Annotated in this window: 28 protein-coding genes and 1 other RNA gene; 15 read left to right on the top strand and 14 right to left on the bottom strand. The window is 64.3% G+C overall.

Features of this window, described 5'->3' with window-relative positions; translation table 11 throughout:
* The first annotated feature begins 2 nt into the window (after positions 1-2).
* From rsgA to AL3_RS00685, 7 genes are all read left to right on the top strand, one after another.
* Positions 3-1,118, top strand: a complete 1,116-nt coding sequence (rsgA, locus tag AL3_RS00655; RefSeq protein ID WP_066295532.1) for a ribosome small subunit-dependent GTPase A — start codon at positions 3-5, stop codon at positions 1,116-1,118.
* A gap of 91 nt (positions 1,119-1,209) precedes the next feature.
* Positions 1,210-2,019 (top strand): histidinol-phosphatase, encoded by an 810-nt coding sequence (hisN, locus tag AL3_RS00660; protein ID WP_066295535.1) that lies wholly within the window; start codon positions 1,210-1,212, stop codon positions 2,017-2,019.
* Between the two features lie 16 nt (positions 2,020-2,035).
* On the top strand, positions 2,036-2,818 hold the full coding sequence (locus AL3_RS00665) for a class I SAM-dependent methyltransferase (protein ID WP_066295536.1): 783 nt from the start codon (positions 2,036-2,038) through the stop codon (positions 2,816-2,818).
* Complete coding sequence (locus tag AL3_RS00670) at positions 2,815-3,264, top strand: fluoride efflux transporter FluC (protein WP_066295538.1); 450 nt, start codon at positions 2,815-2,817, stop codon at positions 3,262-3,264. The genes AL3_RS00665 and AL3_RS00670 overlap by 4 nt, the downstream gene beginning before the upstream one ends.
* Positions 3,261-3,632 (top strand): fluoride efflux transporter FluC, encoded by a 372-nt coding sequence (locus AL3_RS00675; protein WP_066295539.1) that lies wholly within the window; start codon positions 3,261-3,263, stop codon positions 3,630-3,632. Before AL3_RS00670 ends, AL3_RS00675 begins: the two co-directional genes overlap by 4 nt.
* A gap of 126 nt (positions 3,633-3,758) precedes the next feature.
* A complete protein-coding gene (locus AL3_RS00680; RefSeq protein ID WP_066295541.1) occupies positions 3,759-4,841 on the top strand; it encodes a carboxylate-amine ligase in 1,083 nt (360 codons plus the stop codon).
* 125 nt (positions 4,842-4,966) lie between these two features.
* On the top strand, positions 4,967-6,067 hold the full coding sequence (locus AL3_RS00685; protein ID WP_066295542.1) for a carboxylate-amine ligase: 1,101 nt from the start codon (positions 4,967-4,969) through the stop codon (positions 6,065-6,067).
* On the opposite strand, the gene AL3_RS00690 is transcribed toward AL3_RS00685, so the two are convergent.
* A complete protein-coding gene (locus AL3_RS00690) occupies positions 6,064-7,767 on the bottom strand; it encodes an alpha-glucosidase (protein ID WP_066295547.1) in 1,704 nt (567 codons plus the stop codon). The two genes, AL3_RS00685 and AL3_RS00690, sit on opposite strands and share 4 nt — an antisense overlap.
* 380 nt (positions 7,768-8,147) lie before the next feature.
* Between AL3_RS00690 and AL3_RS00695 the strand changes: the two genes are divergently transcribed.
* Both AL3_RS00695 and AL3_RS00700 read left to right on the top strand, forming a co-directional pair.
* Complete coding sequence (locus AL3_RS00695; protein WP_370664981.1) at positions 8,148-8,495, top strand: DUF1269 domain-containing protein; 348 nt, start codon at positions 8,148-8,150, stop codon at positions 8,493-8,495.
* A gap of 71 nt (positions 8,496-8,566) precedes the next feature.
* Complete coding sequence (locus AL3_RS00700) at positions 8,567-8,938, top strand: hypothetical protein (protein ID WP_066295550.1); 372 nt, start codon at positions 8,567-8,569, stop codon at positions 8,936-8,938.
* Positions 8,939-8,974: 36 nt separating this feature from the next.
* On the opposite strand, the gene AL3_RS00705 is transcribed toward AL3_RS00700, so the two are convergent.
* Positions 8,975-9,610, bottom strand: coding sequence for a uracil-DNA glycosylase family protein (locus tag AL3_RS00705; protein ID WP_066295552.1), 636 nt, complete (start codon positions 9,608-9,610; stop codon positions 8,975-8,977).
* A gap of 363 nt (positions 9,611-9,973) precedes the next feature.
* Between AL3_RS00705 and AL3_RS00710 the strand changes: the two genes are divergently transcribed.
* The 3 genes from AL3_RS00710 to AL3_RS00720 all read left to right on the top strand — a co-directional run bounded on the left by AL3_RS00710 (position 9,974) and on the right by AL3_RS00720 (position 12,818).
* Entirely contained in the window at positions 9,974-10,342 is a 369-nt protein-coding gene (locus AL3_RS00710) for a DUF6507 family protein (RefSeq protein WP_066295553.1), read from the top strand.
* Positions 10,339-12,243 carry a hypothetical protein gene (locus AL3_RS00715; RefSeq protein ID WP_157075236.1) on the top strand — a complete coding sequence of 635 codons (1,905 nt, stop codon included), beginning with the start codon at positions 10,339-10,341 and terminating at the stop codon, positions 12,241-12,243. The genes AL3_RS00710 and AL3_RS00715 overlap by 4 nt, the downstream gene beginning before the upstream one ends.
* A 65-nt stretch (positions 12,244-12,308) precedes the next feature.
* Positions 12,309-12,818 carry a hypothetical protein gene (locus AL3_RS00720; RefSeq protein ID WP_157075237.1) on the top strand — a complete coding sequence of 170 codons (510 nt, stop codon included), beginning with the start codon at positions 12,309-12,311 and terminating at the stop codon, positions 12,816-12,818.
* Positions 12,819-12,907: 89 nt separating this feature from the next.
* Here the strand turns inward: AL3_RS00720 and ssrA are convergent.
* The 7 genes from ssrA to AL3_RS00755 all read right to left on the bottom strand — a co-directional run bounded on the left by ssrA (position 12,908) and on the right by AL3_RS00755 (position 18,429).
* Positions 12,908-13,277: a transfer-messenger RNA gene (gene ssrA / locus AL3_RS00725) on the bottom strand.
* Positions 13,278-13,408: 131 nt separating this feature from the next.
* Positions 13,409-13,768, bottom strand: a complete 360-nt coding sequence (locus tag AL3_RS00730) for a hypothetical protein (protein ID WP_066295557.1) — start codon at positions 13,766-13,768, stop codon at positions 13,409-13,411.
* Entirely contained in the window at positions 13,768-14,241 is a 474-nt protein-coding gene (smpB, locus tag AL3_RS00735; RefSeq protein WP_066295558.1) for an SsrA-binding protein SmpB, read from the bottom strand. The genes AL3_RS00730 and smpB overlap by 1 nt, the downstream gene beginning before the upstream one ends.
* A gap of 54 nt (positions 14,242-14,295) precedes the next feature.
* Positions 14,296-15,708, bottom strand: a complete 1,413-nt coding sequence (locus AL3_RS19030; RefSeq protein ID WP_066295563.1) for a M23 family metallopeptidase — start codon at positions 15,706-15,708, stop codon at positions 14,296-14,298.
* 52 nt (positions 15,709-15,760) lie between these two features.
* Complete coding sequence (ftsX, locus tag AL3_RS00745; protein ID WP_066295567.1) at positions 15,761-16,672, bottom strand: permease-like cell division protein FtsX; 912 nt, start codon at positions 16,670-16,672, stop codon at positions 15,761-15,763.
* Entirely contained in the window at positions 16,669-17,493 is an 825-nt protein-coding gene (ftsE, locus tag AL3_RS00750; protein WP_066295568.1) for a cell division ATP-binding protein FtsE, read from the bottom strand. Before ftsE ends, ftsX begins: the two co-directional genes overlap by 4 nt.
* Positions 17,494-17,652: 159 nt before the next feature.
* Positions 17,653-18,429: an SDR family oxidoreductase gene (locus AL3_RS00755; protein WP_066295569.1), complete on the bottom strand. Its 777-nt coding sequence runs from the start codon at positions 18,427-18,429 to the stop codon at positions 17,653-17,655.
* Between the two features lie 217 nt (positions 18,430-18,646).
* Between AL3_RS00755 and AL3_RS00765 the strand changes: the two genes are divergently transcribed.
* Complete coding sequence (locus tag AL3_RS00765; RefSeq protein ID WP_083521337.1) at positions 18,647-20,797, top strand: acyltransferase family protein; 2,151 nt, start codon at positions 18,647-18,649, stop codon at positions 20,795-20,797.
* A 46-nt stretch (positions 20,798-20,843) separates the two neighbouring features.
* Here the strand turns inward: AL3_RS00765 and prfB are convergent, their stop codons facing one another.
* On the bottom strand, positions 20,844-21,962 hold the full coding sequence (gene prfB, locus AL3_RS00770; RefSeq protein WP_066295574.1) for a peptide chain release factor 2: 1,119 nt from the start codon (positions 21,960-21,962) through the stop codon (positions 20,844-20,846).
* Between the two features lie 204 nt (positions 21,963-22,166).
* On the opposite strand from prfB, the gene AL3_RS00775 reads away from it, so the two are divergent.
* Both AL3_RS00775 and AL3_RS18290 read left to right on the top strand, forming a co-directional pair.
* A complete protein-coding gene (locus tag AL3_RS00775) occupies positions 22,167-22,472 on the top strand; it encodes a hypothetical protein (protein WP_066295578.1) in 306 nt (101 codons plus the stop codon).
* A 332-nt stretch (positions 22,473-22,804) separates the two neighbouring features.
* Positions 22,805-24,058, top strand: coding sequence for a hypothetical protein (locus tag AL3_RS18290; protein ID WP_151723896.1), 1,254 nt, complete (start codon positions 22,805-22,807; stop codon positions 24,056-24,058).
* 106 nt (positions 24,059-24,164) lie between these two features.
* On the opposite strand, the gene AL3_RS00785 is transcribed toward AL3_RS18290, so the two are convergent.
* The 4 genes from AL3_RS00785 to AL3_RS00800 form a co-directional block, all read right to left on the bottom strand.
* On the bottom strand, positions 24,165-24,632 hold the full coding sequence (locus tag AL3_RS00785) for a pilus assembly protein TadG-related protein (protein ID WP_066296916.1): 468 nt from the start codon (positions 24,630-24,632) through the stop codon (positions 24,165-24,167).
* A gap of 11 nt (positions 24,633-24,643) precedes the next feature.
* Positions 24,644-25,102, bottom strand: a complete 459-nt coding sequence (locus AL3_RS00790; RefSeq protein ID WP_066295580.1) for a hypothetical protein — start codon at positions 25,100-25,102, stop codon at positions 24,644-24,646.
* Positions 25,074-25,451, bottom strand: a complete 378-nt coding sequence (locus AL3_RS00795; RefSeq protein ID WP_066296919.1) for a TadE family protein — start codon at positions 25,449-25,451, stop codon at positions 25,074-25,076. The genes AL3_RS00790 and AL3_RS00795 overlap by 29 nt, the downstream gene beginning before the upstream one ends.
* Positions 25,452-25,515: 64 nt before the next feature.
* The gene (locus AL3_RS00800) at positions 25,516-25,746 is read right to left on the bottom strand and encodes a hypothetical protein (protein WP_066295582.1); all 231 of its coding nucleotides are present in this window, start codon (positions 25,744-25,746) and stop codon (positions 25,516-25,518) included.
* Positions 25,747-25,752 lie beyond the last annotated feature (6 nt).

A 25,752-nucleotide genomic window follows, 5' to 3' on the forward strand; every position in this document is an offset into this window, starting at 1 on the left:
CGGTGGGACGAGGCACCGGCGGCTGGGACGAATCCGATGTACGGGTCCGCCCCAATAAAAAGGGATCACGTCCCCGGACGAAGGACCGGCCCGCCCATGAGGACGCAGTCACGGGCCGGATTATCACCGTGGACCGGGGCAGGTACACCGCAATCGTGGACGAGGACACGCCCAGCGAGCGCATCGTCACCGCAGCGCGGGCCCGCGAGCTCCGCCGCACCCCGGTGGTCGCCGGTGACCTCGTGGGGCTCGTCGGAGATGTCAGCGGTGCCCCGGATACCCTGGCCCGCCTGGTCCGGGTCAATGATCGCGCCACCCTCCTGCGGCGTTCCGCGGATGACACCGATCCGGTGGAGCGGGTGGTGGTGGCCAACGCCGACCAGCTGGTCATCGTCGTGGCAGCCGCTAACCCGGAGCCGCGCACCGGGTTCATCGACCGCGCCCTGGTGGCGGCGTACGACGCCGGGATCTCCCCGCTGCTGTGCGTCACCAAGGCGGACCTTAAGGATCCGGCGGAGCTGCTGGCCAACTACGAGCATCTGGACCTCGAAGTCATTATCAGCCGCACCGCGCAGGAAGAGGATTCCGGCATCGACTCGGAGTCCGACGACGGTCTCTCTGCCCGGCTCGCCGGCAACGCCGTCTCCGCACTCCACGAGCACCTCCTGGGCCGCGTCAGCGTTCTGGTCGGCCACTCGGGCGTGGGTAAGTCCACCCTGGTGAACGCGCTGACCGGTTCCCGCCGTGCCACCGGCGGCGTCAATGCCGTCACCGGACGCGGCCGGCACACCTCCTCCTCGGCGCTGGCTCTGAAGGTCAACGATTCCCCGGCGGGCAGCTGGATCATCGACACTCCCGGCATCCGTTCCTTTGGGCTGGCCCATGTGGACCCCGACCGGATCCTCAGTGCCTTTCCCGATCTGGAACCGGGCACCGAAGCCTGCGAACGCGGGTGCCGCCACGACGCCGATGCGGTCAACTGCGGACTTGATGCCTGGGTGGAGTCGGGGCAGGCCGGCGCCGCAGGAGCGGCCCGCCTGGCATCCCTGCGCCGGCTCCTCGGTTCCGGGATGCGCACCGAGAACCGGGCCCACGCCAAGGAGCTGGGCAGCCAGTAGGCCCTGACCAGGCCACCGGGTACGTGCGGTGCGCACACGGCGCACCCGCGTAAACGTGGGCACTGGGTGCGTAATAGCGATAAGTTGAAGTATGCCGTTCGCTCAGAACTACAACGATGATCTGCGTCTCGCCCATGTCATGGCCGACTCCGTGGACGACCAGACCATGTCCAGGTTCAAGGCCCAGGACCTCCGGGTCGAGACCAAACCGGACCTGACCCCGGTGACCGACGCGGACAAAGCCGCAGAGGAAGCCATCCGCGGACAGCTTTCCCGCGCCCGTCCACGCGACGCCGTCCTCGGCGAGGAATTCGGCTCCACCGGGTCCGGGCCGCGGCGCTGGATCATCGATCCGATCGACGGCACCAAGAACTTTGTCCGCGGCGTCCCGGTCTGGGCCACCCTGATCGCCCTGGTGGACGACGGCGTTCCCGTCGTCGGCGTCGTCAGTGCGCCCGCCCTGGGGAAGCGCTGGTGGGCTGCCACCGGAACCGGGGCCTACATGGGCCGTTCCCTGGCCGCCGCCACGCGGCTGCGGGTCTCCGATGTCTCCCGGCTTGAGGATGCCTCGCTCTCCTACTCGAGCCTGTCCGGCTGGAAGCAGCGCGGAAACCTCGACGAGTTCCTGGGGCTCACCGAGTCCGTCTGGCGCACCCGGGCCTACGGCGACTTCTGGTCCTACTGCATGGTGGCAGAGGGTGCCGTGGACATCGCGTGCGAACCCGAGCTCAACCTGTACGACATGGCAGCCCTTGTCCCCATCATCACCGAAGCCGGTGGACGGTTCAGTTCCCTGGACGGCGAAGACGGCCCGTTCGGCGGCAACGCGCTGGCCACGAACGGTGTGCTGCACAACGAAGTGCTGCAGCGGCTGAACCCCGGCCTCGACGACCTGTTTTAGGTCAAAGGCAGGCACAGTGGCGTTCAGCGGACCCCGGCTCCCCGGGCTGCGGCGGCAGCAGCTGGGACAGAGTTACCGCAGCGGCGGCGAACACTATGACCGGATCCGTCCGGGATACCCCGACGATGCCGTCCGCTGGCTTTTTGACACCCCCGCCCTGGCGTCCCGTGCACCGTCGTCGGTGACCGTGGCTGACGTTGGCGCCGGCACGGGAAAGTACACCCGCACCCTGGTCTCCGCTGGCTTCAAAGTTCAGGCGGTGGACCCTTCCCAGGACATGCTGGACCAGCTGACCCGTCTTCTGCCATCCGTACCGGCCACCACCGGAACCGCCGAACAGACGGGACTGGAGCCGGCTTCCTGCGATGCCGTTACCGTCGCCCAGGCCTGGCACTGGTGCGATCCGCTGGCTTCGGCGCTTGAGTTCGACCGGATCCTCAAACCGGAAGGCATGATCGGCCTCATCTGGAACCAGCTGGACGTGAGCGTTCCATGGGTACACCGTTTCACCCGCATCATCCATGCCGGCGATGTCCTCCGGCCGGGTTTCCGGCCGGAGCTGGGACCTCCCTTCCGGCTGGAGGCTTCCCACACCAGCGCCTGGACGCAGCAGATGACGCCGGCGGATCTGGTGGAACTGGCCAAATCCCGCGCCTACTGGCTCTCCGCATCGGAGACCACCAGGGAAAAAGTCCTGGCCAACCTCGACTGGTATCTGCACGAACACCTGGGGCACACGGCGTCGGACGTCCTGGACCTGCCCTACCTCACCCTGACCTGGCGGGCTGTCCGGCAATGAGCGCCGCAGGTGCCCGGGGACGGGCTCTGCCCGGGTGGCGGGTCTGGACGGCCGTGGCCGCGGGCGGCGCGGCCGGGTCCGAAGCGCGGTACCTGCTGACGGAACTGTATCCCCCGTCCCCCGGCGCTTTCGACACCACCACGTTCACGATCAACATCGCGGCAAGTGCGGCGCTGGGATTCCTGACCAGCTGGTGGCTGTTCCGGCCCAGCGTGCCCTTCTGGCTCAGGGCCGGGCTGGGGCCCGGACTGCTGGGATCCTTCAGCACGTTCTCGGCCCTTGCGCTCAGCATCGAGACACTGCTCGTCTCCGGGCAGCATGGCACCTGGCTGCTGTACGCAGGACTGAGCACGGCTGCCGGGCTCGCAGCGGCGGGTGCCGGACTGGCAGCCGGCAACCGTCTGCTGGGCCGCGCGGCACGCCGCCCGATCGGGCCACAGCCATGACCGTCCTGCTTGTCGGGCTGGGCGGGATGGCCGGCGCCCTGATTCGCTTCGGGTTGGACACCGCTATCACGGCCTCACGGCCGGCCGGGCCTCCCCACTTCCCTGCCGCGACGCTGATCGTTAATATCGCTGGGTCCTTCCTGATTGGTGCGGCCTTTGGGCTGCTGCAGAGCGGAGGCATCGACGGCACCGCGTATGACGCCGCTGCCGCCGGGCTGGCAGGCGGCCTGACGACGTTCAGTTCCTGGAGCACGGCCACCCTGCTCCTGTGGCTGGACGGCAGCCGCCGGCTCGCCGTGGCCAATGTTGTCCTGAACCTTGTCCTGTCAGTGGGCGCCGTCGCCCTGGGTGTGGCGGCAGCTGCCTAGCGCTGCGGCAGACCTCGCGCAGAGCGAACGGACAGTTCTTCTCCTCCCCTGCCTGAGGCCCCGCCACTGCCCTAAACTGGTCCAACCGGTTAGGCCCTCCGCCCGCGCAGCGAACAGGGGAAATGCATGGTGACGTTCGGCATCGAGGAGGAGTTCCTGCTCATCGATCCCCGCAGCGGCATGCCCTCCGCCCGTGCGGCTGAACTGTCGGGAATCCTGGACGGACCATCGGGTCCGGCCATGACCGCGTCCGCCGAATTCCTGGCCTCACAGCTGGAAACCTCCACTATTGTGTGCGAGACCCTGGAACAGGCCGCGGACGCGCTCCTTGCGTCCCGCTCGCTGATTGCCGGCGCGGCCTTGTCCGCCGGCGTCGGCGTCGCACTGACGGGAGCCGCTCCCCTCATCCCGGAGCCGCCTGCCGAAATTACCGGATCGGGGCGGTACATGCTGATGGGTGAGGTCACCGGCGCGGTAGCTGGCGACCATTACCTGAACGGTACCCATATTCATGTGGGCATCCCCGACCGGGAAGCCCGGGTGACCGCGCTGAACCGCATCCGCCCCTGGCTGGCCACCCTGGCAGCGTTGTCTTCCAACTCACCGTTCTGGCGGGGCCGTGATTCGAGTTTCTCCAGCTGGCGGCTCATCCATTACCGGCGCTGGTCCGTGCAGGGCTGTCCGCCGTATTTCGCGGACGCCGCGGACTACGACCGCCGCCTCGCGCACCTGCTGGAAACCGACGTCGTACTGGATGCCGGCCATATCGGCTGGGCGGCCAGGCTTTCGCAGCAGTACCCCACCCTGGAAGTGCGGGTCAGCGACGCGCAGCTCGAGGCACAGGACTCCGTGCTGCTTGCCGCCCTGGTGCGTGGACTGGTGACGACGGTCCTGCAGGCACCTGAACAACCGGCCAGGACCGATCCGGAGATGCACGACGCCGCCCTGTGGCAGGCCGCACGGTACGGTCTTGAGGCCCGGCTGGTGGGCCTGGATGGTGTCTCGTCGCCGGCGCAGGCCCAGATGGACGCGCTCCTCGCATATATCCGGCCGGCCTTGGAAGAAGCAGGCGACCTCCCCTACGTTGTGCAGGGGCTGGACCGGGTGCGCCGGACCGGAACAGGAGCGGCACGCCAGCGGGCCGCCGTCGCCAAGGACGGCTGGCACGGACTCACCGGCCTGTATGAGCGGTCGCTGACCGCAGCCTAGCCGGAGCGGGAAAAAATCCTCAGGTTACTTCTTATTTGGCGCGGGGCCACTGCTTGGACCTAGGCTTCTAGACAGGCTCACAATTAACGGCACCCATGGGCTGCGACACGATCTTGGAGGGATGCATGGCGACACTGGGCATCGAGGAAGAATACCTGCTGCTGGATCCGTCCACCGGCCTGCCGGTGCACAAGGCGGACGAAGTAGCCGGATACCTGCATCAGTCGCCCCGGGTGACCGAGGGCGAGATCCAACGTGAGCTGCTCAGCTGCCAGCTTGAGACGGCCACGCCGGTCTCCTCCACGCTGACGGAGGCGGAGGAGTATCTGCTCAACTTCCGTGCCCAGCTGGAAGCTGCAGCACGCAAAGCATCGGTGGTGGCAGCCGGAACCGCTTCCGCGCCGTTCATCGAAGACCATTACCCCGAGCTTACGGACAAGGAACGCTACCGGGATCTGCGGGCGAGCGCCCCGGGGATTGTCGGCGACCAGTTCGTCAACGGACTCCACGTCCACGTTTCGGTTCCCGGGCGGGAAGCCGGGGTCCAGGCACTGAACCGGATCCGTGAATGGCTGCCAGCCATCGTGGCGCTAAGCACCAATTCACCCTATTGGCTCGGCCGGGACAGCGGTTTCGGCAGCTGGCGGGTGGTGCATTACCGGCGCTGGCCGGTCCAGGGATGCCCTCCGGTCTTCAAGGACGCCGCTGATTACGAGCGCCGGGTAGAGCAGCTCGTGGCCACCGGAGCCATCATCGACCGCGGCGTGCTGACCTGGATGGCCCGGCTCTCCGACTCCTATCCCACCCTGGAAGTCCGCGCCGGTGACGCCCAGCTCGAGGCACGGGACTCCGTGCTCCTGGCAGCCCTGATCCGAGGGCTGGTCAACACCGCCGTGGAGGAAGCCGAGCGTGGCGTCCACCGTCCAGTTCCGGAATCCGAGCTGCTCGATGCAGCCATGTGGCAGGCCGCCCGCGAAGGCCTTACCAGCACGCTGGTCGACCCGGTGAGCGCCGAACTGGTTCCCGCCAGGGAACGGATCCGCGCCCTGCTCGACTTCGCCGGCCCTGCCCTCGACGCGGAGCAGGACACGGACTGGGTCCAGGCCGGGCTCACCAATCTTTGGGAGACGGGTACCGGCGCCGAACGCCAGCGCCGCGCGATGGAGGCGGACGGGCACGCAGGCCTGCTGCGGCTCTACCGGTCGAGCCTCACGGGCGAGGGCTAACCCACCCTGCTGAGATCCGTAATCCGTGCTTCCCAAGGGCCCAGCACGGCGGCTTTCCCCGCCCCGCCGTAGTTGTCCAGCAGCACCTCGCCCGCCTGCAGATCTGCGGGGACGGGCAGCTCGCTCCCGGAGAGATTAGCCAGGACTCCGAGCCGTGAATCGCCCAGGGAACGGCGAAAGGCAAAAAGCACCGGATGATTCGGTTCCAGCAGGGTAAAGTCCCCCAGCGCCACCACCGGCAGCTCGTGCCGCAGGCGGATCAGCTGCTGGTAATAGCCGAAGATCGACTTGCCGGACCTGCGGTCACTCTCCACATTGATGTCCTCATGCCGGGGGCCCATCCCGATCCAGGGCGCGGAGCCGGAGAACCCCGCATAGGGTCCCGGGTCCCACTGCATTGGAGTGCGCGCGTTGTCACGGCTGGCGTGCCCGAGAATTTCCAGTGCCGCCTCCGGGGCCATGCCCCGGGACGTTGAGTCGGCATAGAAGTTCAGGGACTCCACGTCGCGGTATTGCTCGATGGACGTAAACCCGGCGTTGGTCATCCCGATTTCTTCGCCCTGGTAAATGAACGGGGTTCCGCGCTGCATATGCAGCAGCGTGGCCCACAGCGTGGCGGATTCGTACCGGAACACCAGGTCGTCTCCGAACCGTGACAGATGCCGGGGCTGGTCATGGTTGCTGAGGTAGAGGCTGTTCCAGCCGCGGTCCGCCAGCCCGCGCTGCCAGCGGTTCCAGCTGGTCTTCAGGTCACGGAGGTTCACCGGTCGGCGGTCCCATTTGCCTCCCGGTCCGTGGTCCAGGTTCACATGCTCAAATTGGAACAGCATGTCGAGCTCGTTCCGGAATGGATCGGTAAACAGCTGTGCTTCCTCAACGGTGGCCCCGGTGGTCTCCCCCACCACCAGATAGTCGCCGCTGCGATGCGAGAAGACGGCGCGCATAAACTCCTGGACGAATTCATGGACCCGCGGCCCGGAGGTGAAAAACGGTGCCCCGTCGCCCCACACCCCGCCGAACTGGATCATGCTGTCCGGAAAACGCTGGTCCTTGGAAATGAAGTTGACTGCATCCATGCGGAAGCCGTCGATCCCGCGGTCCATCCACCAGTTCATCATCTCGTACACCCGGTTCCGTACCCGGGTGCTGGCCCAGTTCAGGTCCGGCTGGTGCGGGGAGAAGAGGTGGAGGTAGTACTGGCCGGTCGCTTCGTTCCAGGTCCAGGCCGATCCGCCGAAGAGCGAGCCCCAGTTGTTCGGTTCGGCCCCTGGTTCGCCACCACGGAAGGACGGTCGGGGGTCACGCCAGTGGTAGGAGTCACGCGATGCGTTCTCCCTTGAGGATGCCGACCGGCGAAACGCCTCATGATCGGTGGATGTGTGGTTGATGACCAGGTCCATGATCATTTTCATGCCGCGTGAATGGACCTCGGACAACAGACGGTCGAATTCCGCCTCGGTGCCAAAAACGGAGTCGACCCGGCGGTAGTTGCTGATGTCGTAGCCGTTATCGCGCTGGGGCGACTCATGGATCGGCGTCAGCCAAAGAACATCGACTCCGAGGTCAGAGAGATAGTCCAGCCGCCGGATGATCCCCGTGAGGTCGCCCAATCCATCCGAGGTGGTGTCCTGAAAACTCCGCGGATAAATCTGGTAGACCACGGCATTGGTCCACCATGCGGGCCGGGAAAGGTCCCTCATGGACTCTCCTGAAAGGGTGCTTTGTGCGGGGCGCTGGCCGGCTTTAGTCTACGGCTGCCAAAGCTGGTTAGACAGGGCAGAAGGCCGGTGTTGGCCCCGCAGGGTCCCGGGTGCTCCGGTGTCCTTGATCTTGGCGTGCACCGCTGGCTAACGTGACACCTACCCTGCCCGTCCGCGTACCCCTGGTACGCCGGATGGTGCCTGGATCCCAACCGTTTGGAGTATCTGCCATGGCAACACTGACCGTCTGGAAATTCCCCGATGCGGATGCCGCAGAACGGGCAACGCAAACCCTCGCCAGCCTCCAGTCCCAGAACCTGATCACGGTTCAGGACGAGGCCATCGTCACCTGGCCGCGCGACAAGAAGAAGCCCCGGACCATCCAGGAGCACAATCTTGTTGGCACAGGAGCCCTCGGCGGCGGTTTCTGGGGACTGCTCTTTGGGCTGATTTTCTTTATTCCACTGATCGGTGCCGCCGTGGGCGCTGCCGTGGGCGCCCTTTCGGCTTCCATGGTGGACGTCGGTATTGACGACAACTTCATCAAACAGGTCCGGCAGGAAGTGACGCCCGGAACCTCTGCGCTCTTCGTCCTGTCATCGGACGCTGTCGAGGACCGTGTCCTGGACGCTTTCAAGGACGGATTCCCCGGTGCCTCCCTGATCGCCACCAACCTCTCCAAGGAGCAGGAGGCCAACCTCCGGCAGGCCTTTGCCGAGGCGGACTGAACCACCTGCTCACCGGAACAGGGCACGACGGCGGACAACCGCCGTCGTGCCCTGCCGTATCGTTGAAGGCGATGATTACCAGACGCCTTGCAGCACAGATCCTTGATATTCCGCTCGAAATGGCCGTCCGGCACGGCCTTCCGCAGCGGATGGAACAAACCGACCTTGATGAGCTCAACACCAATCCCCCGCAGTGGCTGCTTCAGTCGCGGGCAAACCGCACCGGCAAGCGCCCGGTCTGGGTGACCCTGGAATGCGCGGTCTGCGGCTACCGCGAAACCGCGCGGCCGAAGAAGTGGTGGCCTGAGTTCACGCACGTGGTGTGCTCAGATCACAGTGAACGGGAGCTTCCGCTGGTGCCCGCCGGCTCGGTACGCAGCGAGTATGAGGGCGTTGGCACCCGCTTCACCGGAATCGTCGATGTTCCGGTGAACGCGGGCTGAGTTTCGGGTCCGGTACTGGCTGACCCGGGGTGCCTGCTAACGTCCGGTAGCAGCCAGCCCGGTGCGGGCCATGGCGTCTTTGTAGGCCAGCCGCATTTCCGCGAGCGATTCCTGCTGGCGTTCCTCCGTGGCACCAAAGGAACGGCCTTCGGCCGAACGTGCCTTATAGATCTTGAAGCTGCGGCGGTAGATCATGCGGTTTTCCGTCTTGAGGAAAGCAGCCGCGAGCCGTTGGGCCTCCGTACCGTGGGCAATAATCACCGAGGCCCGGGGCACGAGGGCCAGGAAGCGCAGCAGCGGCCGCAGGCCCTCCGCGACTTCTTCCTTTGTCAGCTTGGTGTGCGGCTCTCCCGGGGTGTACCAGGGGTGCACGTTCCAGGGCATGACAAATTCGGGGCGCAGGCCAACCTGCCAGTGGACCCCCAGCAGGCGGGTCATTGCCTCGTCGCTGCCGGCGGTGATGAAGCCGGACGGGTGCGCCGGACCGTTGTTGGAGAACAGGCTCACGATCCTGGCTTCATCAACATCGTGCTGCGGGTCGATGTACTGCACCTCGCTGCCTGGCTTGAGTTCCATCAGGGAGTCGCAGAGCTGGTTGACTTCGGCGACGTTGGGTTCGTAGCGGCGGTTCCAGAGGGTTTCGGCGTGAACGGCTTCGGGGGCAGACTGCATGGGGGTGGCGCTTCTCCTACGGTATTGCGGTTCTTCCCGCCGCCGGGCTTTGGGGCACGACACTTACTCTCCGGCCGGCACAGCACTTACGAAGGCACAGGGCAGAGCGAAGCAGCAGGTCAGTGGTGGGTGCGGTGGAAAGGGGCGCCTTCACCTCCGAGCCGGACACTGCAGAGCGCAGGACGGCGGGCGAAGGGCTTCAGACAAGCTTACCAAGGACAGGAAGGGCCCCCGTGCCAGCCGTCCCCGTTATGCCGGTCCGGCTGGCCAGACACGTCGATGGGTAGTTCTACCCATCGACGTCAGTTCGCCGCTGCAGCAGACTCGGACGTGACCGAAACGTCCGCGCATCCAGGGGGAAGCTTGCAGTACGAGATCCAGCCGGCAGCCATCCACGCCGTCGTGGTTGACGTGGCAGCGGATGGCCAGGCCCTGCACCAGGCCGGGAACGCCACTGCGGATACCGCCGCCGATCTCGCGGGGAGTTTCGGCAGCGCCGACCTCGTTTCCGGTGCCTTTGCGGAGTTTTGGACTCCCCGGCAGAGTGTCGCACAGCGCGTCTCGAGCCTGGTGTTTCGAAAAGCCACAGCCCTCACTGATGCTGCCCAAGCCATCGTCGATGCAGATGGGGAAATGACGGCGGCCGCTGAATCGGCGCTCTCAACCCTCCCCACGGCCTATGCACCGGCCGCCCCGCCCCGGACCGGGCGTTTGCGGTTCCTGGAGCAATGATGGTTTTTTCCACCCTCCCGGACATCAGCGGCGACTGGACCCACCTCGATGCCCTGGCCCAGGACCTCCTGCTGCGCGCAGGAGTGGCGGAGGGCTATCTGGGCGACGCCACAACCGCTTGGCAGCGGGTGGGGCCCGCCTACCGGGAACCCACGACCCAGGATGTGGTGCACGCGGCCATGGATTCACTGGCCGAGCCCATGGCACAGTGGCGGGCCGCCCTGGTCTCCGCCGCCGGGATCATCCAGGATTTCGCTGCCGCTGCCCTAACCCTCGCCGAGGAACTTAGACAGCTCACAGCCGAACAGCCCCGGGCGCTCGTAGAAGGCGAGGACCCCGTAGCTCACGGGAAAACTGTTGACAGCTTCAATACCCGGGCGGGCGAGCTGACGGCACGGTGGAACACCCTGCAGCAGGACACCGTTGCCCGCCTGGCCTCGGTTTCCGGAGGCACCGGGGAGGGTTTGCCCATGACCGCCCACCTTGGCAGCCAGACGCTGCCGCAGGTGAGCTGGGCCTCGCTGACCAGCACGCTCGACGAACGGCTGGGCGCCGTGACTCCGCGCGCGCTGCTTCCCTCCCTCCGGGGGTTGGATGCGGCCGAGTTGAAGGCTTGGGCTGAAGCCAATCCTGAGGGCGCTGCTTTGCTGGCAGCCAACAAACTGGTAGGTCCATTCCCCTTCGGAAGTCCCGAGGCGGCCCTGTCAGACGTGATGCATGACAGTCAGTCAAAGGAGGGCATTGCAGCAATCCGCGCTGCCTGGCTGGACCTTTCTGCCGCCGACCAGGAAAAACTCCTTCTGCTCTACCCTGCCGTCTTCGGCGCCCTGAACGGTGTGCCGTTTGCCGCAAGGGCCCATGCCAATACGGTCACGGTGGCCGGCTACCGGCATACGGCCCGGCAGGATTTGGCCGCGCTTAAGGAACCGGATTTGTCTGATTACGGCCAGAAACCGGCCGCTCAGCTGGATTGGCGGAGAGACTATGACGAGTGGCAGACCGAGCAGGCACGGCTTGAGCTGCTGCTCAAGGGACTGGATTACGCCGTCGACCATGATTCCCAGGTGATCCTGGTGAGCACTGAGGCCGACGGGCAGATCGTCACAATGCATGGCACGCCCTCGGCGGCTGTCTCCCGGACGGCTGTCCTGGTGCCCGGCACCGGCGCCGACCTCGGCACCTTGGGGTCCTATGAGCAGCGGCTGGACGCCGTCAATGGTTTGGCTAAACCTGCAACACTCTCTTTCTACTGGCAGGGCACCGACCTGCCGAACGAGCTCCACCACAACCTCACCAGCTCCTACAACGAGGACGGCGGGCCTCTCCTGGCCGCGTTCGATCATGCCCTGGATCTGGAGGTCCCCACCGATGTCCGCAGCACCTATATCGGGTACAGCGCCGGCGGATCGCTTCTCGGCACAGGAGAGCGGGAAGGGCTGACGGCGTCGAACATTCTCTATGTGGCGCCCGCGGGCATCGGCCACAACGTATCGAGTCCCGCAGATACCGTTTCTCCTGATGCAAACCGCTATTGGATCCAAACCCGCGACGATCAAATTACCGTGGCGCAGGCAGGCGGCGGCGGTTTCCACAGCGGCTCCTTCTGGAGCGGTGGAAATCCGAATTCCCAGATGAACGCCGACAGACTGGAATCAGGTTTCCTGGACCCGAAAGACCCGGATTCGCTGATGAAGGGGCACTCGGACTATTTCGTCCCGGGATCAACGTCTGCGGCCAACATGCAGGCGGTGATCGAGGGCGGCCGGGTGAGCCTGTACGTTGATGAGGTATGGCACTACGGATTCGGCTACTCCTATGCGGAGAGCCCCATCGAAGAACGACCGGAAGAATACGCCAATATGAAGCTGCCGACTGTGACGACAGAAAGTCTCGAAAAGTGAACTTGCGTCCTGCCGCTGCCCTTGCCGGCGCCCTTGTCCTGACCGCAACATTGGGAGGCTGTGCCTTGAACTCCGAAACAACCCCTGATTCTGCCGCGGCGCAGGAGTCACCGGAATATCTGACACAGTTTGAGGAGCTCCTGCCAGCGCTGATCGAGGAGGCCGGTGCTGGCCTGGACCTTGAGCATTTGAGGGAAGAATCGTGTCTCCGGCCGGAAATTAAAGAGCAGCAGCTCGAAACCAGGTGGCTTGGCTCGGCTTCCGGCCTGGTCGAAGATACCGCGGCGGCCAGCGCCGCGCTGGACCGCGTCGGGACCTGGCTGGACGCCGAAGGCTGGGAGCGGCAGAACGAGGTGTCCTATCCGCCCGAAGAGGGCGGAGATGTACGGGTGTTGCTGTACACGAAGGACGACCTCGGCGTCACGGCTACCCACCACGAGGACGGCGATGCGAGCGTGGAAATACTGCTGACGTCCCCCTGCCGGGAGAACCCGAAGGAGCACCAAATGGAACGCTCCAAGCTGGACCCGGAATACGGTCTGTCCAGCGAGTACTACGAAGACAGTGCCTCCTAGCCGGCCGCTGAGGGCCCCTGTCACCCCTCTGCAGTTCGTGGCCGGAACGCAGAAAAGCACCCCGGCCCGAAGGCCGAGGTGCTTCTCGTTGGTGGAGATGGGGGGAATTGAACCCCCGTCCGATGTCGTGTTGTCAGGGCTTCTCCGGGCGCAGTTCACGTCGGAGTTTCTCGGCCCCAGCCATCATGTGAACAAGTGGCTGATCCGGGCCCAGCCGTCTAAAAGTCCCGAGCACTCCAACGGCGAAAGTGCTCAGCAGTGGCCCTCTAAATGACGCCAGGATCCGGGACGAGAGCATTCCCGGTCTGACGGACTATGCCTGCTGCTTAGGCAGCGAGAGCGAAGTCAGTGCGCTTTGATTCGGCACTTATTGGTTTGCAAGGAGCGTTTACGAGATAACCCTGCATCCTCGGCCCGCTTCACCTGTCGCGACTAACATCGTCGAAACCTGTCATCCCCGTATTCAGTTACCAACTGATTTACCAAACTGCTTGCTGCGCCGGTTCAGTACCACTTCGGTACAAATTTCAGTATCCGGTACAGCTGTCCGGTCATTAACACACCGGACCGTTAACTATAGCGCATCCCGGTTAGAACGTCAGGCCGAACACCGTGAAGGGCGTGCCCCAGAGAACCAGGACCACGGCGGCGAGCAGCACGAACAGCACCGAGAGGATGGCCAGGGCTGTCATGCCGGCGTACTTGCGGCGGAACGCCCAGCCGAAAAGGACGGCGTTAGCCACGAGCAGCAGCGGCGAAATCCACACCAGAACCTGGGCCAGGTAAATGTAGAACACCGCGAAAAACGGCACCGCCACCAGGATAACGATGGGAGCGATCGCCAGGACGATCAGCAGATCCAGCACCGTGACAGCCCACGCCCACACGGGCTTGCGCGGGCCGCGCTCCTCCGGCTGCTCGGACTGAGGTTCCCAGAAGGTGCCGCTCATCAGGCTCCGCGGTTCTTGGCGCGCATCTCCCTCAGGGCTTCCCTGTTGTCCTGCTTCTCCCGCAGGGTCTGCCGCTTGTCGTAGTCCCGCTTACCGCGGGCGACGGCGATTTCCACCTTGGCCCGCCCGTCCAGGAAATAGAGCTGCAGCGGAACAATCGTGAAGCCGGACTCGCGGGTTTTCTGTGCGATCTTGTCCAGCTGCTCGCGGTGCAGCAACAGCTTCCGGCGCCGGCGCGCTGAGTGGTTGGTCCAGCTGCCGTTGAGGTACTCCGGAATGTAGACAGCTTCCATCCACAGTTCGTCGTTATAAAAGGTTGCGAAACCGTCCACCAGGGAGGCCCGCCCTTCACGCAGCGACTTGACCTCGGTGCCCATAAGCACCATTCCAGCCTCGTAGGTGTCGAGGATTTCGTAGTTATGCCGGGCCTTGCGGTTGGTGGCCACAACTTTACGGCCACTTTCTTTGGGCACGGTTCAACTCCTTAGTGGAAGGTGGATCCTGGATGCGGAACACCCATTGTAGGCCTAGAGCAGCCCCGAGGGGTTAACGAGCTGGCCGTTGAGCATGGTCTCGAAGTGCAGGTGGCAGCCGGTCGAGTTACCGGTGGAACCCACATATCCGATCAGCTGGCCGGCATTGACCCACTGCCCCGCCGAGACGACCCGGCTGCTCATATGGTAGTAGTTCGTGGCCAGCGCGCTGGTTCCGATGACGCCGTGGTTCAGCACGATTCGGTTTCCGGTTCCGATCATCTCGTTGCCGCCCATGTCCGAGCGCCACACCTCGCCGGCCGCGGCAGCGTAGATCGGTGTCCCGCAGGCTGCACCGAAGTCGATGCCGGAGTGCAGGTATCCGCCGGTTCCGGAGAAATCGATGGTGCCCGCCGGCGTCGAACGCCAGCCAAACCCGGAGGTCACCGGCGCGCTGACCGGGTAACGGAGGCCGAATGCCGACGGGTTCGTGGGAACAACGGTCTGCGGCGGCGGGGCCGGCTGGTTGTTTTGTGCTGCCTGCTCGGCGGCAATCCGGTTGGCTTCGGCAATGCGTGCTTCTTCGGCCCGGCGGGCTTCCTCCAGCATGATGCGCTGGCGCTCTGCAATCTCAGCCTGGACGGCTGCCTGCTCCGACTGGATGGAGGACAGCTTCGCCTGGACAACCGGTTTCTGCGCTTCGAGCTCATTATTAAGGGCTTCGGCGCTGGCAATCAGCTCATCGACCTTGGCCTTCTCGGCAGCCGCTTCGTCGCGGGCACTCTGCTCGGCCTTCAGTGCCTCTTCTGCCTGGGCCTTGAGCGTGGAGATTTCCTCCTCCACCGCCGTCAGCCGCGCTTCGGAGTTCACGTTGGTGGCCGCCTGCTGGGTGAGGCGCTCCACAGCGGCGTTCTGTCCACGCAGCGCCTGACCGGCCATCCCCATGGAGTCCGTCAGGCTGTCCGCACCGTCAGCCCCAAACAGCAGTGTCAGGCTCGAGGGCACGCCGCCGCTCTTGTACGCCTGGCTGGCGATCTGTCCGATCACCTTCTGGGTCTCGTTGAGCGCCTTTTTGTCCTCGTCGATCTGGGCGGCGATGGTGTTCCGGGTTTCCTGTGCCAGGGCCACACGGTCAGTCAGCGCACCCACTTTCGCGGATGCGGACGTTACCCGCCCTTCGGCGTCGGCCAGGACCGTCTGGGCGGCAGGAAGCTCTTCGTTCTGGTAAATGTTCAGCTGCGCCACTGTCTTGGCAATGTCCGCACCGAGGTACTCGTACTGTTCCTGGACCCGCTGCTGCTCGGCGTCCAGGGCAGCCTTGCGGTCGCTGAGTTCATCAGCGTTGGCCGTGGAGTTGAACGCGAGAACCAGGGCAAGCGCCATGGCAGCAACGACGGCGGCACCCCGCTTGGCAGGGCGCGTCCAACGTGCGGCTTGGGGCTGCCGCGGAACCTGGCGGTCATTCATTGGCGAGACTTTCCATGGAACTTTTCAGCTTTCCTTTCCCAGTGCCCACACTCTAGACCTTGATGTACCGTCTGAGCGTCAGCAGCGAGGACACGCCCGCCAGCAACGCGCCAAGAATCAGCAATACCGGACTCAGTATGAGTACTTCCTGTGAAGATATGAAGGCGGTTGCGGGATACTGGCGTGCCAGCATTCCGATGAAGAAGTGCGCCACGGCCCACAGCGTTCCGGAGGCCAGCACGGCCCCGATGAGTGCTGCGATGACACCTTCAAGCACAAAGGGCAGCTGGATCACCGCCTTGGAGGCGCCCACCAGACGCATGATTCCGGTTTCCCGGCGGCGGCTGAAGGCGGAGAGCCGGATTGTCGTGGCGATGAGCAGGATGGCGCACACCAGCATCAGGACGGCGATCAGCAACGCAACGAGCGAGGCGATGTTCATAAAGGAGAAGACCTTTTCGAGCAGCTCCCGCTGGTCGCTGACGGACTCGACGCCGGGCATCGAAGAAAAGGCCTCGTTGATGACTTCATACTTTTCCGGATCCACCAGGGACACCCGGAAGGTCTCCGGCAGCTGGTCCGCGGTCACGCTGTCCACAATCGGGGAGTTGGCGAACTGTTCGCGGAAGTGGCCCAGCGCGGTCTGCTGGTCTTCGAACTGGACCGTGTCGATGTACTGCTCGAACTCCGGGGAATTCAGCTTGGTTTCGATCGCGTTGCGCTGCTGGTCGGTCACCGCGCCCGAGGCGCATGACGGGGACGTGTCATTGTCAACGCAGAGGAACACGGCCACCTGCACCCGGTCGTACCAGTAGCCCTTCATCTGGTTGATCTGCAGCTGCAGAAGGCCAGCCGCGCCGACGAAGGTCAGGGACACAAAGGTCACCAGGATGACGGAGACAACCATGGAGAGGTTGCGGCGGATCCCGGAACCGATCTCGCCCATCACGAAGGCCATCCTCATTCGGAGACCTCCGAACCGGCCAGGCCGTTGGGTTTCGCGGCGTCGACGGTCTCAGGAGGCGTTTCGGCGCCGGAGCTTCCGCCGTCGTCCGCCGGTGCAGCTGAGGTTCCGGCCGCCGGGACCACCGGCTGCATCGCCGTGGCCAGGTAGATCCCTTCACGTTCGTCACGGACCACTTTGCCGTTGCGCAGTTCGATGACCCGCTTGCGCATGGCGTTAACGATGTCGTGGTCGTGCGTGGCCATCACGACGGTGGTTCCGTTCTGGTTAATCCGGTCCAGGACCTTCATGATGCCCAGGGACGTGGTGGGGTCCAGGTTTCCGGTCGGTTCATCTGCGAGCAGGATGCCGGGCTTGTTCACGATGGCGCGGGCAATGGCCACGCGCTGCTGCTCGCCGCCGGAGAGTTCATGCGGGAGCCGCTGGTCCTTGCCTTCCAGGCCAACGGTCTTCAGGACCTCCGGAACGGTTTCCCGGATGACGGCACGGCTGCGGCCAATTACCTGCATGGCGAAAGCCACGTTGGCGAAGACGGTCTTGTTGGGAAGCAGGCGGAAGTCCTGGAAAACGACGCCGATGCCGCGGCGGAGGCGGGGCACGCGCCAGCTCGGGATCTTGGCTACGTTGGAGCCGGCCACGTACACGGTGCCGCGGGTCGCGTGCTCTTCCTTGAGCACCAGGCGGATGAGGGTGGATTTCCCGGAACCGGAGGCTCCTACCAGGAAGACGAACTCACCGCGGTCGACGTCGAGGCTGACCGAGTTCAGGGCCGGCCGGGAATTGCGGTCATAGACCTTGGTGACGTTGTCGAAAGTGATCATCGCTGTTTCATGCCCTCGCGTAACAACCGGAACGGCAAGGGCCTTGGGCTTGGGAGCAGGTAACCGGCCTTTCGACTATAGCCAGCGGAATGCCGCGGCGGGCAGAGCCTTTGCGGGTGTGTCGCCGGTCCTGCAGCCGGGCAGCGCGGACTCCGCAGCCTACCGGGCGCTCCAGCCGCCGTCCATTGTGTAGGAAGCGCCAGTGGCCATTCCGGCGTCGGGCCCCGCAAGCCAGGCCGCCAGGGAGGCAACTTCACCGGGTTCCACGAGCCGTTTCACCGCGGATTCCGTGAGCATAACGGCCGCGACGACGTCTTCCTCGGGAAGGGAGTGGAGCGCCGCCTGGTCGGCGATCTGGGCTTCAACGAGCGCGGTTCGGACATAGGCCGGACTAATGCAGTTAGAGGTGACGCCGTGCGGCCCGCCCTCCAGGGCGGCTACCTTAGACAGTCCTTCCAGTGCATGCTTGGCGCTGACATAGGCACTCTTGAACTCGGAGGCCCGCAGCCCGTGAACGCTGGAGATGTTGATGATCCGGCCGAACCCGCGCTCGTACATGCCCGGCAGGACGGCACGGATCAGCAGGAACGGAGACTCGACCATCAGCCGGTGAATGAGCCGGAAGGCCTCCGGGTCGAACTCATGGAGGGGGCTGATCCGCTGGATACCGGCATTGTTGATCAGGATATCGGCGTCGAGGGACACCGATTCCAGGGCAGCCGTATCGCTGAGGTCGGCTACCCAGGCGGTGCCGCCGGCCAGGGCTGCCACCCGCTCCGCCGCTTCCGCATTCACATCGGCGACCGTGACCTTGGCTCCGAGTCCGGCGAACTTCAGGGCACAGGCTTCCCCGATGCCGCTGCCTCCCCCGGTGACGATGACCGACCTGCCGTCCAGGGTTCCGGAGCCGTTCCCGGCCCGCTCCGTCGTCGTCATGCGCCAGCTCCCTTGCCGGGTCGGGGTCGTGTCCTCGCAGGTGGACTGCCTGCTCCGCCGAACCTATGGCACCGGCAGCAGGGGCGTCAACGTGCAGCGGAGCAGCACCGGCCAGCGGCAGGGCCGCCCGCACCCGCTGAGGCCAGGGGCCGCGTTGGTCTTCCCTGCGCATTTCATGGGCCAGTGACCCCGCCTGATTCGCATATACTTTCGCTTCGTGCCACCCCTCACACTGTCCGCGCCGCCGCTGCCTTCGGCACATCCGGCCTCGGCATCGCACCCGGCCCCGGCAGCGGGCAAAGTTCGTCTCCACGCAGGACATCGGCGGGACATCCAGGGCCTCAGGGCCATGGCCGTGGCCCTGGTGGTCTGGTACCACATCTGGCCGCAGTCCCTCCCGGGCGGTTTCGTGGGCGTGGACGTTTTCTTCGTCATCTCCGGGTACCTGATCATTGGATCCCTGGCCCGGGAAATCACCTCGACCGGCAGACTGGCTCTTGCCAGGTTCTACAGCCGGCGCATCAAACGGCTCCTGCCGGCAGCAGCCACGGTGCTGCTGGCAACCCTGGCTGCCACTGTCCTGCTCTTCCCGGAGGGACGCTGGCAGTCCATCGCCCGTGACGCGGCTGCCGCCGGTTTGAACGTCCAGAACTGGAACCAGGCTTTCTCGGCGTCCAGCTACGAAGGCGCCACGGCATCAGTGTCGCCCCTGCAGCACTACTGGTCCCTGGCCGTTGAGGAACAGTTCTACCTCGTCATTCCGCTGGTGATGCTCTTCTGTGCCGGTATCGTCCGGAAGACCGGCGGAGGGCGCGCCCTCCGGCACACGTTGATCGTTGCACTGGGTGTCCTGACCGTGGCATCGCTGCTCCATTCGGTCCAGTTTTCCGCCGCAGCCCCCGACCTTGCCTATTTCTTTACCACCACGAGGATCTGGGAACTGAGTCTGGGCGGGCTTCTGGCGGTAACGGTCCCGCAGCTGCGTTTCGGCACCATCCCCAGGGCCATCCTTGGGTGGGCGGGACTCGGCATGGTGCTGGCTGCGGCAGTGACGTTCTCCACCGCCATGGCTTTCCCGGGGTGGGCCGCGCTCCTGCCGGTGGCAGGCACTCTGGCCCTGCTGGCTTCGGGCAGTTCCCAGGGCCCTCGGGGATACGCAGGCCCTGCGCGCTGGTACTCGCTGCGTCCGGTGACCTACGTCGGGGATATCTCCTACTCCCTTTACCTCTGGCACTGGCCAGTCATCGTTTTTTCGGTTTACCTGCTGGGCACCTCTCCGGACTGGCTGTACGGCAGCGCACTCATCGCCGGCAGCGTTGCCCTGGCAGCGCTTTCAACACGTTTTGTGGAGCGGCCTTTCCGCGTCCTTGATCCGGCCCGCTTCCGGAGGCGGATCCGAAACCGTGCCAGGGGGCGGCGGCGCGCAGCAACGCCGGAGTACCGTTCCGTGTTTGTTCTGGGGGCGCTTCTCACCGTGGTTCCCCTGGCCCTTGCCGCGGTGCCGTACCTGATCGTAGAGGAGAAGGTCCAGGCGCTGAATGCTGAGCTGGATCTGTCCTCCTACCCGGGGGCCATGGCAAATTACGGCTCACCGGTTCCGCCCCCGAACATGCCGGTGAGGCCCGATCCGGCCGTCGCCGGCGCCGATCAGCCCCACGTCCCCGACGAATGCCGCACCGGATACAACCCGGCGGAGGTCGACTATCAGGACTGCGTTTTTGGCGATACGGCCAGCAGCCGGAGCATCGTTCTCGTGGGAGACTCCCACGCAGCCCAGTACATGGATTCGCTCGGCATCCTGGCACGCGAGAGCGGTCACCGGCTGTATGTCCTCGCCCGCAACGGCTGCCCCTTCAGCACCCACCCGCTCGCCTCGGACACCTTCACGTACACCAATTGCTCCGGTCAAAACGAGCAGACGATCCAAGACATCCTGGCGATCAAGCCAGCCTTGGTGGTTACCGCCGCCCTGAGCCCCGCCGGATACGAGGAGGCGCTGGGCTGGCGCTGGAAAGATGACGCCGACGCCGTCGGCGGTTTTGTGGGCGCGTTGGCACCTCTGAACGATGCCGGAATCCCGGTAGCCGTTATCAGCGACCTGCCTTATCCGCCGTTCAACGTGCCGGAATGCGTTGCCAAGGGGCGGGAAGACTCATGTGCCTTCGACCGGCCGCAGACCACCAGCCCGCTTGCCGATGCAGCGGATGCCATCGACGGTGCCACCGTCGTAGATCTGAAGGATTACCTTTGCCCGGACGGTGTCTGCCAAGGCGTCATTGGCAACGTGCTGGTCTACCGGGACAACCACATCACCGGCACCTTCGCCAAAACGCTCGCCCTTCCCCTGCAGGATTCCTTGGGACTGTAGCCCGGCCGGAACGATCAGTTCCGGGAGCGATCAGTTCCGGGACCGATCAGTTCCGGGCGGAGACGCTGCCGTTGGCGCGCCAGCGGATGCCGGCGTCGATGAAATCGTCGATCTCGCCGTCGAACACCGCTGAGGTGTTGCCAACCTCGTGTTCGGTGCGCAGGTCCTTGACCATCTGGTAAGGGTTCAGCACATAGGAGCGCATCTGGTCGCCCCATGAGGCCTTCACATCGCCGGCGAACGCCTTCTTTTCGGCATCTTCCTGCTCCTTTTTCAGCAGCAGCAGCCGGGACTGAAGAACGCGCATGGCCGCAGCACGGTTCTGCAGCTGGGACTTCTCGTTCTGCATGGAGACCACGGTCCCGGTGGGGATGTGCGTCAGGCGAACAGCGGAGTCCGTGGTGTTCACCGACTGGCCGCCGGGGCCCGAGGAACGGAAAACATCCACACGGATCTCATTGTCCGGAATGTCGATGTGGTCCGTGGCTTCGATCAGCGGGATAACCTCGACGGCGGCGAAGGACGTCTGGCGGCGTCCCTGGTTGTCGAACGGGCTGATCCGCACCAGGCGGTGGGTGCCGGCCTCAACCACCAGCGTGCCGAAGGCGTAAGGCGCTTTGACTTCGAAGGTCGCCGATTTGAGCCCGGCTTCTTCGGCGTAGGACGTGTCCAGGACCTGGGTCGGGTAGCCATGGCGTTCAGCCCAGCGCAGGTACATGCGCAGCAGCATTTCCGCGAAGTCCGCGGCATCCACACCGCCCGCGCCGGCCCGGATGGTGACAACGGCTTCACGCTCGTCGTACTCACCGGAGAGCAGGGTGACAACCTCAAGGTCGGCCAGGGCCTTCCGCAGCGACGCCAGTTCAGTTCCGGCCTCGGCCTTGCTGTCAGCGTCGGACTCGTCCTGGGCGAGCTCCACCAGCACTTCGAGGTCATCGATCCGGGCTTCAAGTTTCTGCAGCCGTTCAAGCGCGCTCTGGCGGTGCGAGAGCTTGGAGGTGATCTTCTGGGCGGCGTCGGGGTCGTCCCAAAGATTAGGCTCTCCGGCCATCTCGCTCAGTTCTTCGATGTCCTCTTTCATTGCTGCGACGTCGGAGACGTCCTCAATGGACGCGAAGGTCGAGCGGAGCGCGCGGATTTCTGCGGGAAAATCAATTTCAGCCATGGTGATTACAGACTACGCCATGGCCCGGTTCGGGGACCGGGTGCTGCGGTCCGACGCACCCGGGAGAAACCGGGGAACGTCGGTGGCCGGGAGTAGATTGGTGCTGTCCCCAGGGATTTGGAGCACCCGCAGTTGAAGCCGCACCGCAGTTAGCGCAGCACCGCAGCTAAGGGGCACCGCAGTGAAAGGAGCACCATCATTTCCATGAACCGGCATCCAGAATCCGCTTCCCCGGTCCGTCATCCGGAGCCAGGCAGGAAATACAGCCGCGGCCAGCTGGAAGACCTGGCCGGCCAGGGTGATCCCTGGGCCTTGGTCAAGCTCGACGACTGGGATCAGTTCACAGCCGCTGATTACTCAGGTTCCCGCGGCGACCGCTGTCCTGACCCCTCCTGCGACCTCTACGGCGAGCGGGTGACCCTGTGCTTCGACGCCGAGGGGACGCTGCTCGAAATCGACCATGGCGGATGGAGCCACTATCCTCCGCAGGAGCAGGCGAAGGCTTCTTAGCCGCAGCCCTCTGCCGGCCCGCTGGCGCAGTCACGCTGCCGGCACCGGCAGATGTGTCCTTTCCGTTGTGCAGTTCAACAGAAAACGGTGAAAAGGTGTCGTGTCCAACGGCCATTGCCACGCCATGCGACCGGCAGATACCTCTGCGCGGATCTGGGACACCAAAATACCTAGCCTGAGCGTCTGTCCACCGATATAGTTTTGCATCGCAGGTACAGTTGAATTGCTAAAATGGGAGGCGGTTTTACCGAATGACGTCCGGACCGCGCTCCAATCGGCCGCGTTGGGCGTCTTTTCTACTCGTCCCCTCCATTGCATTCGCGGGAGCCACATTGGCTTACTTCCGCATTCCGGGCGTCGCCTCCAGAACAGTGTGGGCCGAAGACGGAACTCTATTTCTTCAGGAGTACATTGAACAGGGTCCCGGGCTGTTCAACCCCTACGCTGGATACCTTCACTTCCTTCCGAGAGCTGTCGTCGCCTTTGTCACTCCGGTATTCGGCATAGAATCTTATGCATCTGCTATCACGATCTCGTGCTGCGTGATTATTGGGCTGGTAGCGGCTCTTACGTTTTATTGCTCGTCCTTGGTAACGATGAACCCGGTCCTCCGGCTCTGCTGGGCCTCTATTCCGGTTCTATCCGCACCCGGAGCAATCGAGACCTTAGGAAATGTCGCTAATCTTCATTGGTACTTACTGTGGCTGGCGCCGTGGGTTCTGCTGAAAACACCCTCCACGCTATCGCAGGGAATCCTCTTAGGGTCAACGGCCCTTATTATCGGTTTAACTGAAATTCAATCAGCTCTTTTTCTGCCGTTAGTGTTTTTGCGGGCAGAGAACAGGGGGCTGTGGTGGGCCAAGACGGGACTAGCTACTGGAATCGCCGCCCAACTGTTCACCCTATGGATGTTTCCGCGCCCGGAAGGCGGAACGGGGGAACAAGGCGATTTACTCTCGGTTGTATACGGTTATTTACTGAATACGAGTGCAGCCATCTTCTACGGTGACAGCCCCACCATCATCGACTTAATCCAACGATTCGGTTACGCTCCTATCATCCTCACTGCGATACCATTTGCTCTGATCACCTATTTATTGTTGCGGTTGGGAGATCCGTTACAACGGTTTATGGGATGTATGTGGCTGATCGCCTCGGCTGTAATCTGGGCGGCCGCAGTGGTGGTAAATCCTGCCCCATACTTTCACTACTCCCAGTTCACCTCGACAACTGACTGGGCGGATTTTCTGCTGAGCAGATACAGTGCAGTTCCTTCAATGTTCCTCATCGCTTTACTGCCACTGCTGGCCTCCAGCACACCGGAGAGAGAAACAATCCCTACTCGTCTCGCGGCGCAGGTGGGCACTCCTCAATTCCGTGGAGGCATTGTGGGAGCCTTCATCATCCTGCAGACCGTGTATTTTTTCCCGGTCACCGATTTACGAAGTTTCGGCCCAGAATGGGCTCCGCAGGTGCGGGTTGCGGAAGAGGCCTGCCGCATCGACCCGTCCTTGCAAAGCGTTGACATTAAGCAGGCGCCGGGGTCCTGGGTCACAGAAATTCCCTGCACGGAGCTGCGTCCCTAAACTCATCCGCTGCGAGACCCACATTCTGTCCGCTCGCTTTGGACCAGATTCCTGTCTTTCCGGGCCAACGCAGGCTTACATCCTGCTGCCCTGCCGACTAATAGGCCTAACGTGTAAGCCTGGCCCTGGCGTCGCTTTCAGCGGTGATGGGAATCCCGTCCGGTACCAGGAAGTTCACGATTGGCGGATGCACGACGCCGGACAGCACCACGCGGGCTGTCCGTCCGTCCACTGTTCCCGTCTCCGCAGCCACGCCCAGCGAACTGATCCGTTCCGCTGCGCCGCTGTCCGCCAGGTAGCGCTGCACCGCCGCTGTCACCGCGCCGGAGTCCAGGACAGCAGCAGGGGCGGAGCCGGTACCTGCAGCTGCCCCCTGCACTTGGGCGAGCGAGAAAGTGTCTGCTGCTGCGAGCGCCGCGCCGTCGGCCGCCGACAGTAGTTTTTTGTGCCCGAGGTAGACGGAAGAGGCAGCGGCAACAACCGTAATGACCAGCAGGGCCAGCAGGACATAGCCGATGATCAGCACACCCACCTGTCCGGCTTCATGCTCGGCAGCCAGTGCTCTCGTTTTCATTTGTTTGGCCGTCATCCGAACCGTTCCACCGTCTGCATGGAGGTTGCATCGACCCGGACCGGAGCCATGTCCAGACCAGGGATGGAGGCGGCTGCGGGCAGGGGAACGTCGAAGGCCACGGTCACGGTGACTGTCGATCCCGGGGCATGGCACGCAGCTGAACAGGAGACAACCATCTCCAGTTCCGGACCGTCGAAGCCAAAGTCGGAGAGCGCGAGTTCGGCCGCTGCACGGGCCTGTGCTTCAGGGCTGCCGTCCGGCCCGGCAGCGGCGTACACCTTCGCTGCATGGTCAGCGGCACCCACCACTGCGTAGGCCGCGCCCTGGACCTGGCCGGCGGCCACGATGAGATAGATCAGCGGAACCAGCAGCAGGACACCGAGGAAGACGAACTCAACGACGGCGCTCCCCCGCTCATGGCCGTCATCAGCGGCGGCAGCTCTAATCCTCCGCGTCAGGCCAGTAAGCATGCCCGGTCACCTCCAGCCCGCCGCTGGGTCCGATGAGTCCGATCACCGGCAGTGGTGCAGCTACCCGGATTTGGAGCATGGATGCTCCGCCCTCCCCCAAGCGCGTGAAAGTCACTTCCTCGGCGAAGCCCGGAGACAGTGTGCCCGAGATGAGGTTCCGGGTGCGTTCCACTCCCTCCTCCGGGCTGCGGTCAGCCAGCGTGCCGTACCGGGCGCCGGACGCCGCCGCATCGATGAGCGTATTGCGGACGTGCAGCACCAGGGCCAGTTGGATCACCGCAACAACGATCACTGTCAGGAGGGCTCCGATCAGCACGAAGTCCACCACTGCTGAACCGGTCTCATCCAAGCGCCCGGATTCGGTGGCCGGCCTGTCCTTCCGGGCCCAGCAGCCGGCCACACCGCACTCCCGGCTACCGGCGTACCTGGTCAATGGCGGATTGGAAGAGTTCCAAGAGCTGTGCCTGGGCGACCGCGAGAATGGCAGCGACCAGGACCGCCGACATCAATGTGATCATCACCCAACCGGGAACGTCCCCGCGTTCCCGGTCCGTTTTGTCCGGTAAGAGAGCCACCAGCAGCCTGCACTGCAGTCGGACGGCAAGCCGGGATGAAAAGGTGCGGAGCTGGGATCGAGGTTGCATTGGAAC

The sequence above is a fragment of the Arthrobacter luteolus NBRC 107841 genome, assembly GCF_001552075.1.
Taxonomy (GTDB): Bacteria; Actinomycetota; Actinomycetes; order Actinomycetales; family Micrococcaceae; genus Arthrobacter_B; species Arthrobacter_B luteolus.

Excerpts from the sequence above, each read along its gene's own strand:
- hisN (WP_066295535.1), top strand. The coding sequence starts at position 1,210 with ATGCCGTTCGCTCAGAACTACAACGATGATCTGCGTCTCGCCCATGTC.
- AL3_RS00670 (WP_066295538.1), top strand. The coding sequence starts at position 2,815 with ATGAGCGCCGCAGGTGCCCGGGGACGGGCTCTGCCCGGGTGGCGGGTC.
- AL3_RS00675 (WP_066295539.1), top strand. The coding sequence starts at position 3,261 with ATGACCGTCCTGCTTGTCGGGCTGGGCGGGATGGCCGGCGCCCTGATT.
- AL3_RS00680 (WP_066295541.1), top strand. The coding sequence starts at position 3,759 with ATGGTGACGTTCGGCATCGAGGAGGAGTTCCTGCTCATCGATCCCCGC.
- AL3_RS00685 (WP_066295542.1), top strand. The coding sequence starts at position 4,967 with ATGGCGACACTGGGCATCGAGGAAGAATACCTGCTGCTGGATCCGTCC.
- AL3_RS00690 (WP_066295547.1), bottom strand. The coding sequence starts at position 7,767 with ATGAGGGACCTTTCCCGGCCCGCATGGTGGACCAATGCCGTGGTCTAC.
- AL3_RS00700 (WP_066295550.1), top strand. The coding sequence starts at position 8,567 with ATGATTACCAGACGCCTTGCAGCACAGATCCTTGATATTCCGCTCGAA.
- AL3_RS00705 (WP_066295552.1), bottom strand. The coding sequence starts at position 9,610 with ATGCAGTCTGCCCCCGAAGCCGTTCACGCCGAAACCCTCTGGAACCGC.
- AL3_RS00715 (WP_157075236.1), top strand. The coding sequence starts at position 10,339 with ATGATGGTTTTTTCCACCCTCCCGGACATCAGCGGCGACTGGACCCAC.
- AL3_RS00730 (WP_066295557.1), bottom strand. The coding sequence starts at position 13,768 with ATGAGCGGCACCTTCTGGGAACCTCAGTCCGAGCAGCCGGAGGAGCGC.
- AL3_RS19030 (WP_066295563.1), bottom strand. The coding sequence starts at position 15,708 with ATGAATGACCGCCAGGTTCCGCGGCAGCCCCAAGCCGCACGTTGGACG.
- ftsX (WP_066295567.1), bottom strand. The coding sequence starts at position 16,672 with ATGAGGATGGCCTTCGTGATGGGCGAGATCGGTTCCGGGATCCGCCGC.
- ftsE (WP_066295568.1), bottom strand. The coding sequence starts at position 17,493 with ATGATCACTTTCGACAACGTCACCAAGGTCTATGACCGCAATTCCCGG.
- AL3_RS00755 (WP_066295569.1), bottom strand. The coding sequence starts at position 18,429 with ATGACGACGACGGAGCGGGCCGGGAACGGCTCCGGAACCCTGGACGGC.
- prfB (WP_066295574.1), bottom strand. The coding sequence starts at position 21,962 with ATGGCTGAAATTGATTTTCCCGCAGAAATCCGCGCGCTCCGCTCGACC.
- AL3_RS00775 (WP_066295578.1), top strand. The coding sequence starts at position 22,167 with ATGAACCGGCATCCAGAATCCGCTTCCCCGGTCCGTCATCCGGAGCCA.
- AL3_RS00785 (WP_066296916.1), bottom strand. The coding sequence starts at position 24,632 with ATGAAAACGAGAGCACTGGCTGCCGAGCATGAAGCCGGACAGGTGGGT.
- AL3_RS00790 (WP_066295580.1), bottom strand. The coding sequence starts at position 25,102 with ATGCTTACTGGCCTGACGCGGAGGATTAGAGCTGCCGCCGCTGATGAC.
- AL3_RS00800 (WP_066295582.1), bottom strand. The coding sequence starts at position 25,746 with ATGCAACCTCGATCCCAGCTCCGCACCTTTTCATCCCGGCTTGCCGTC.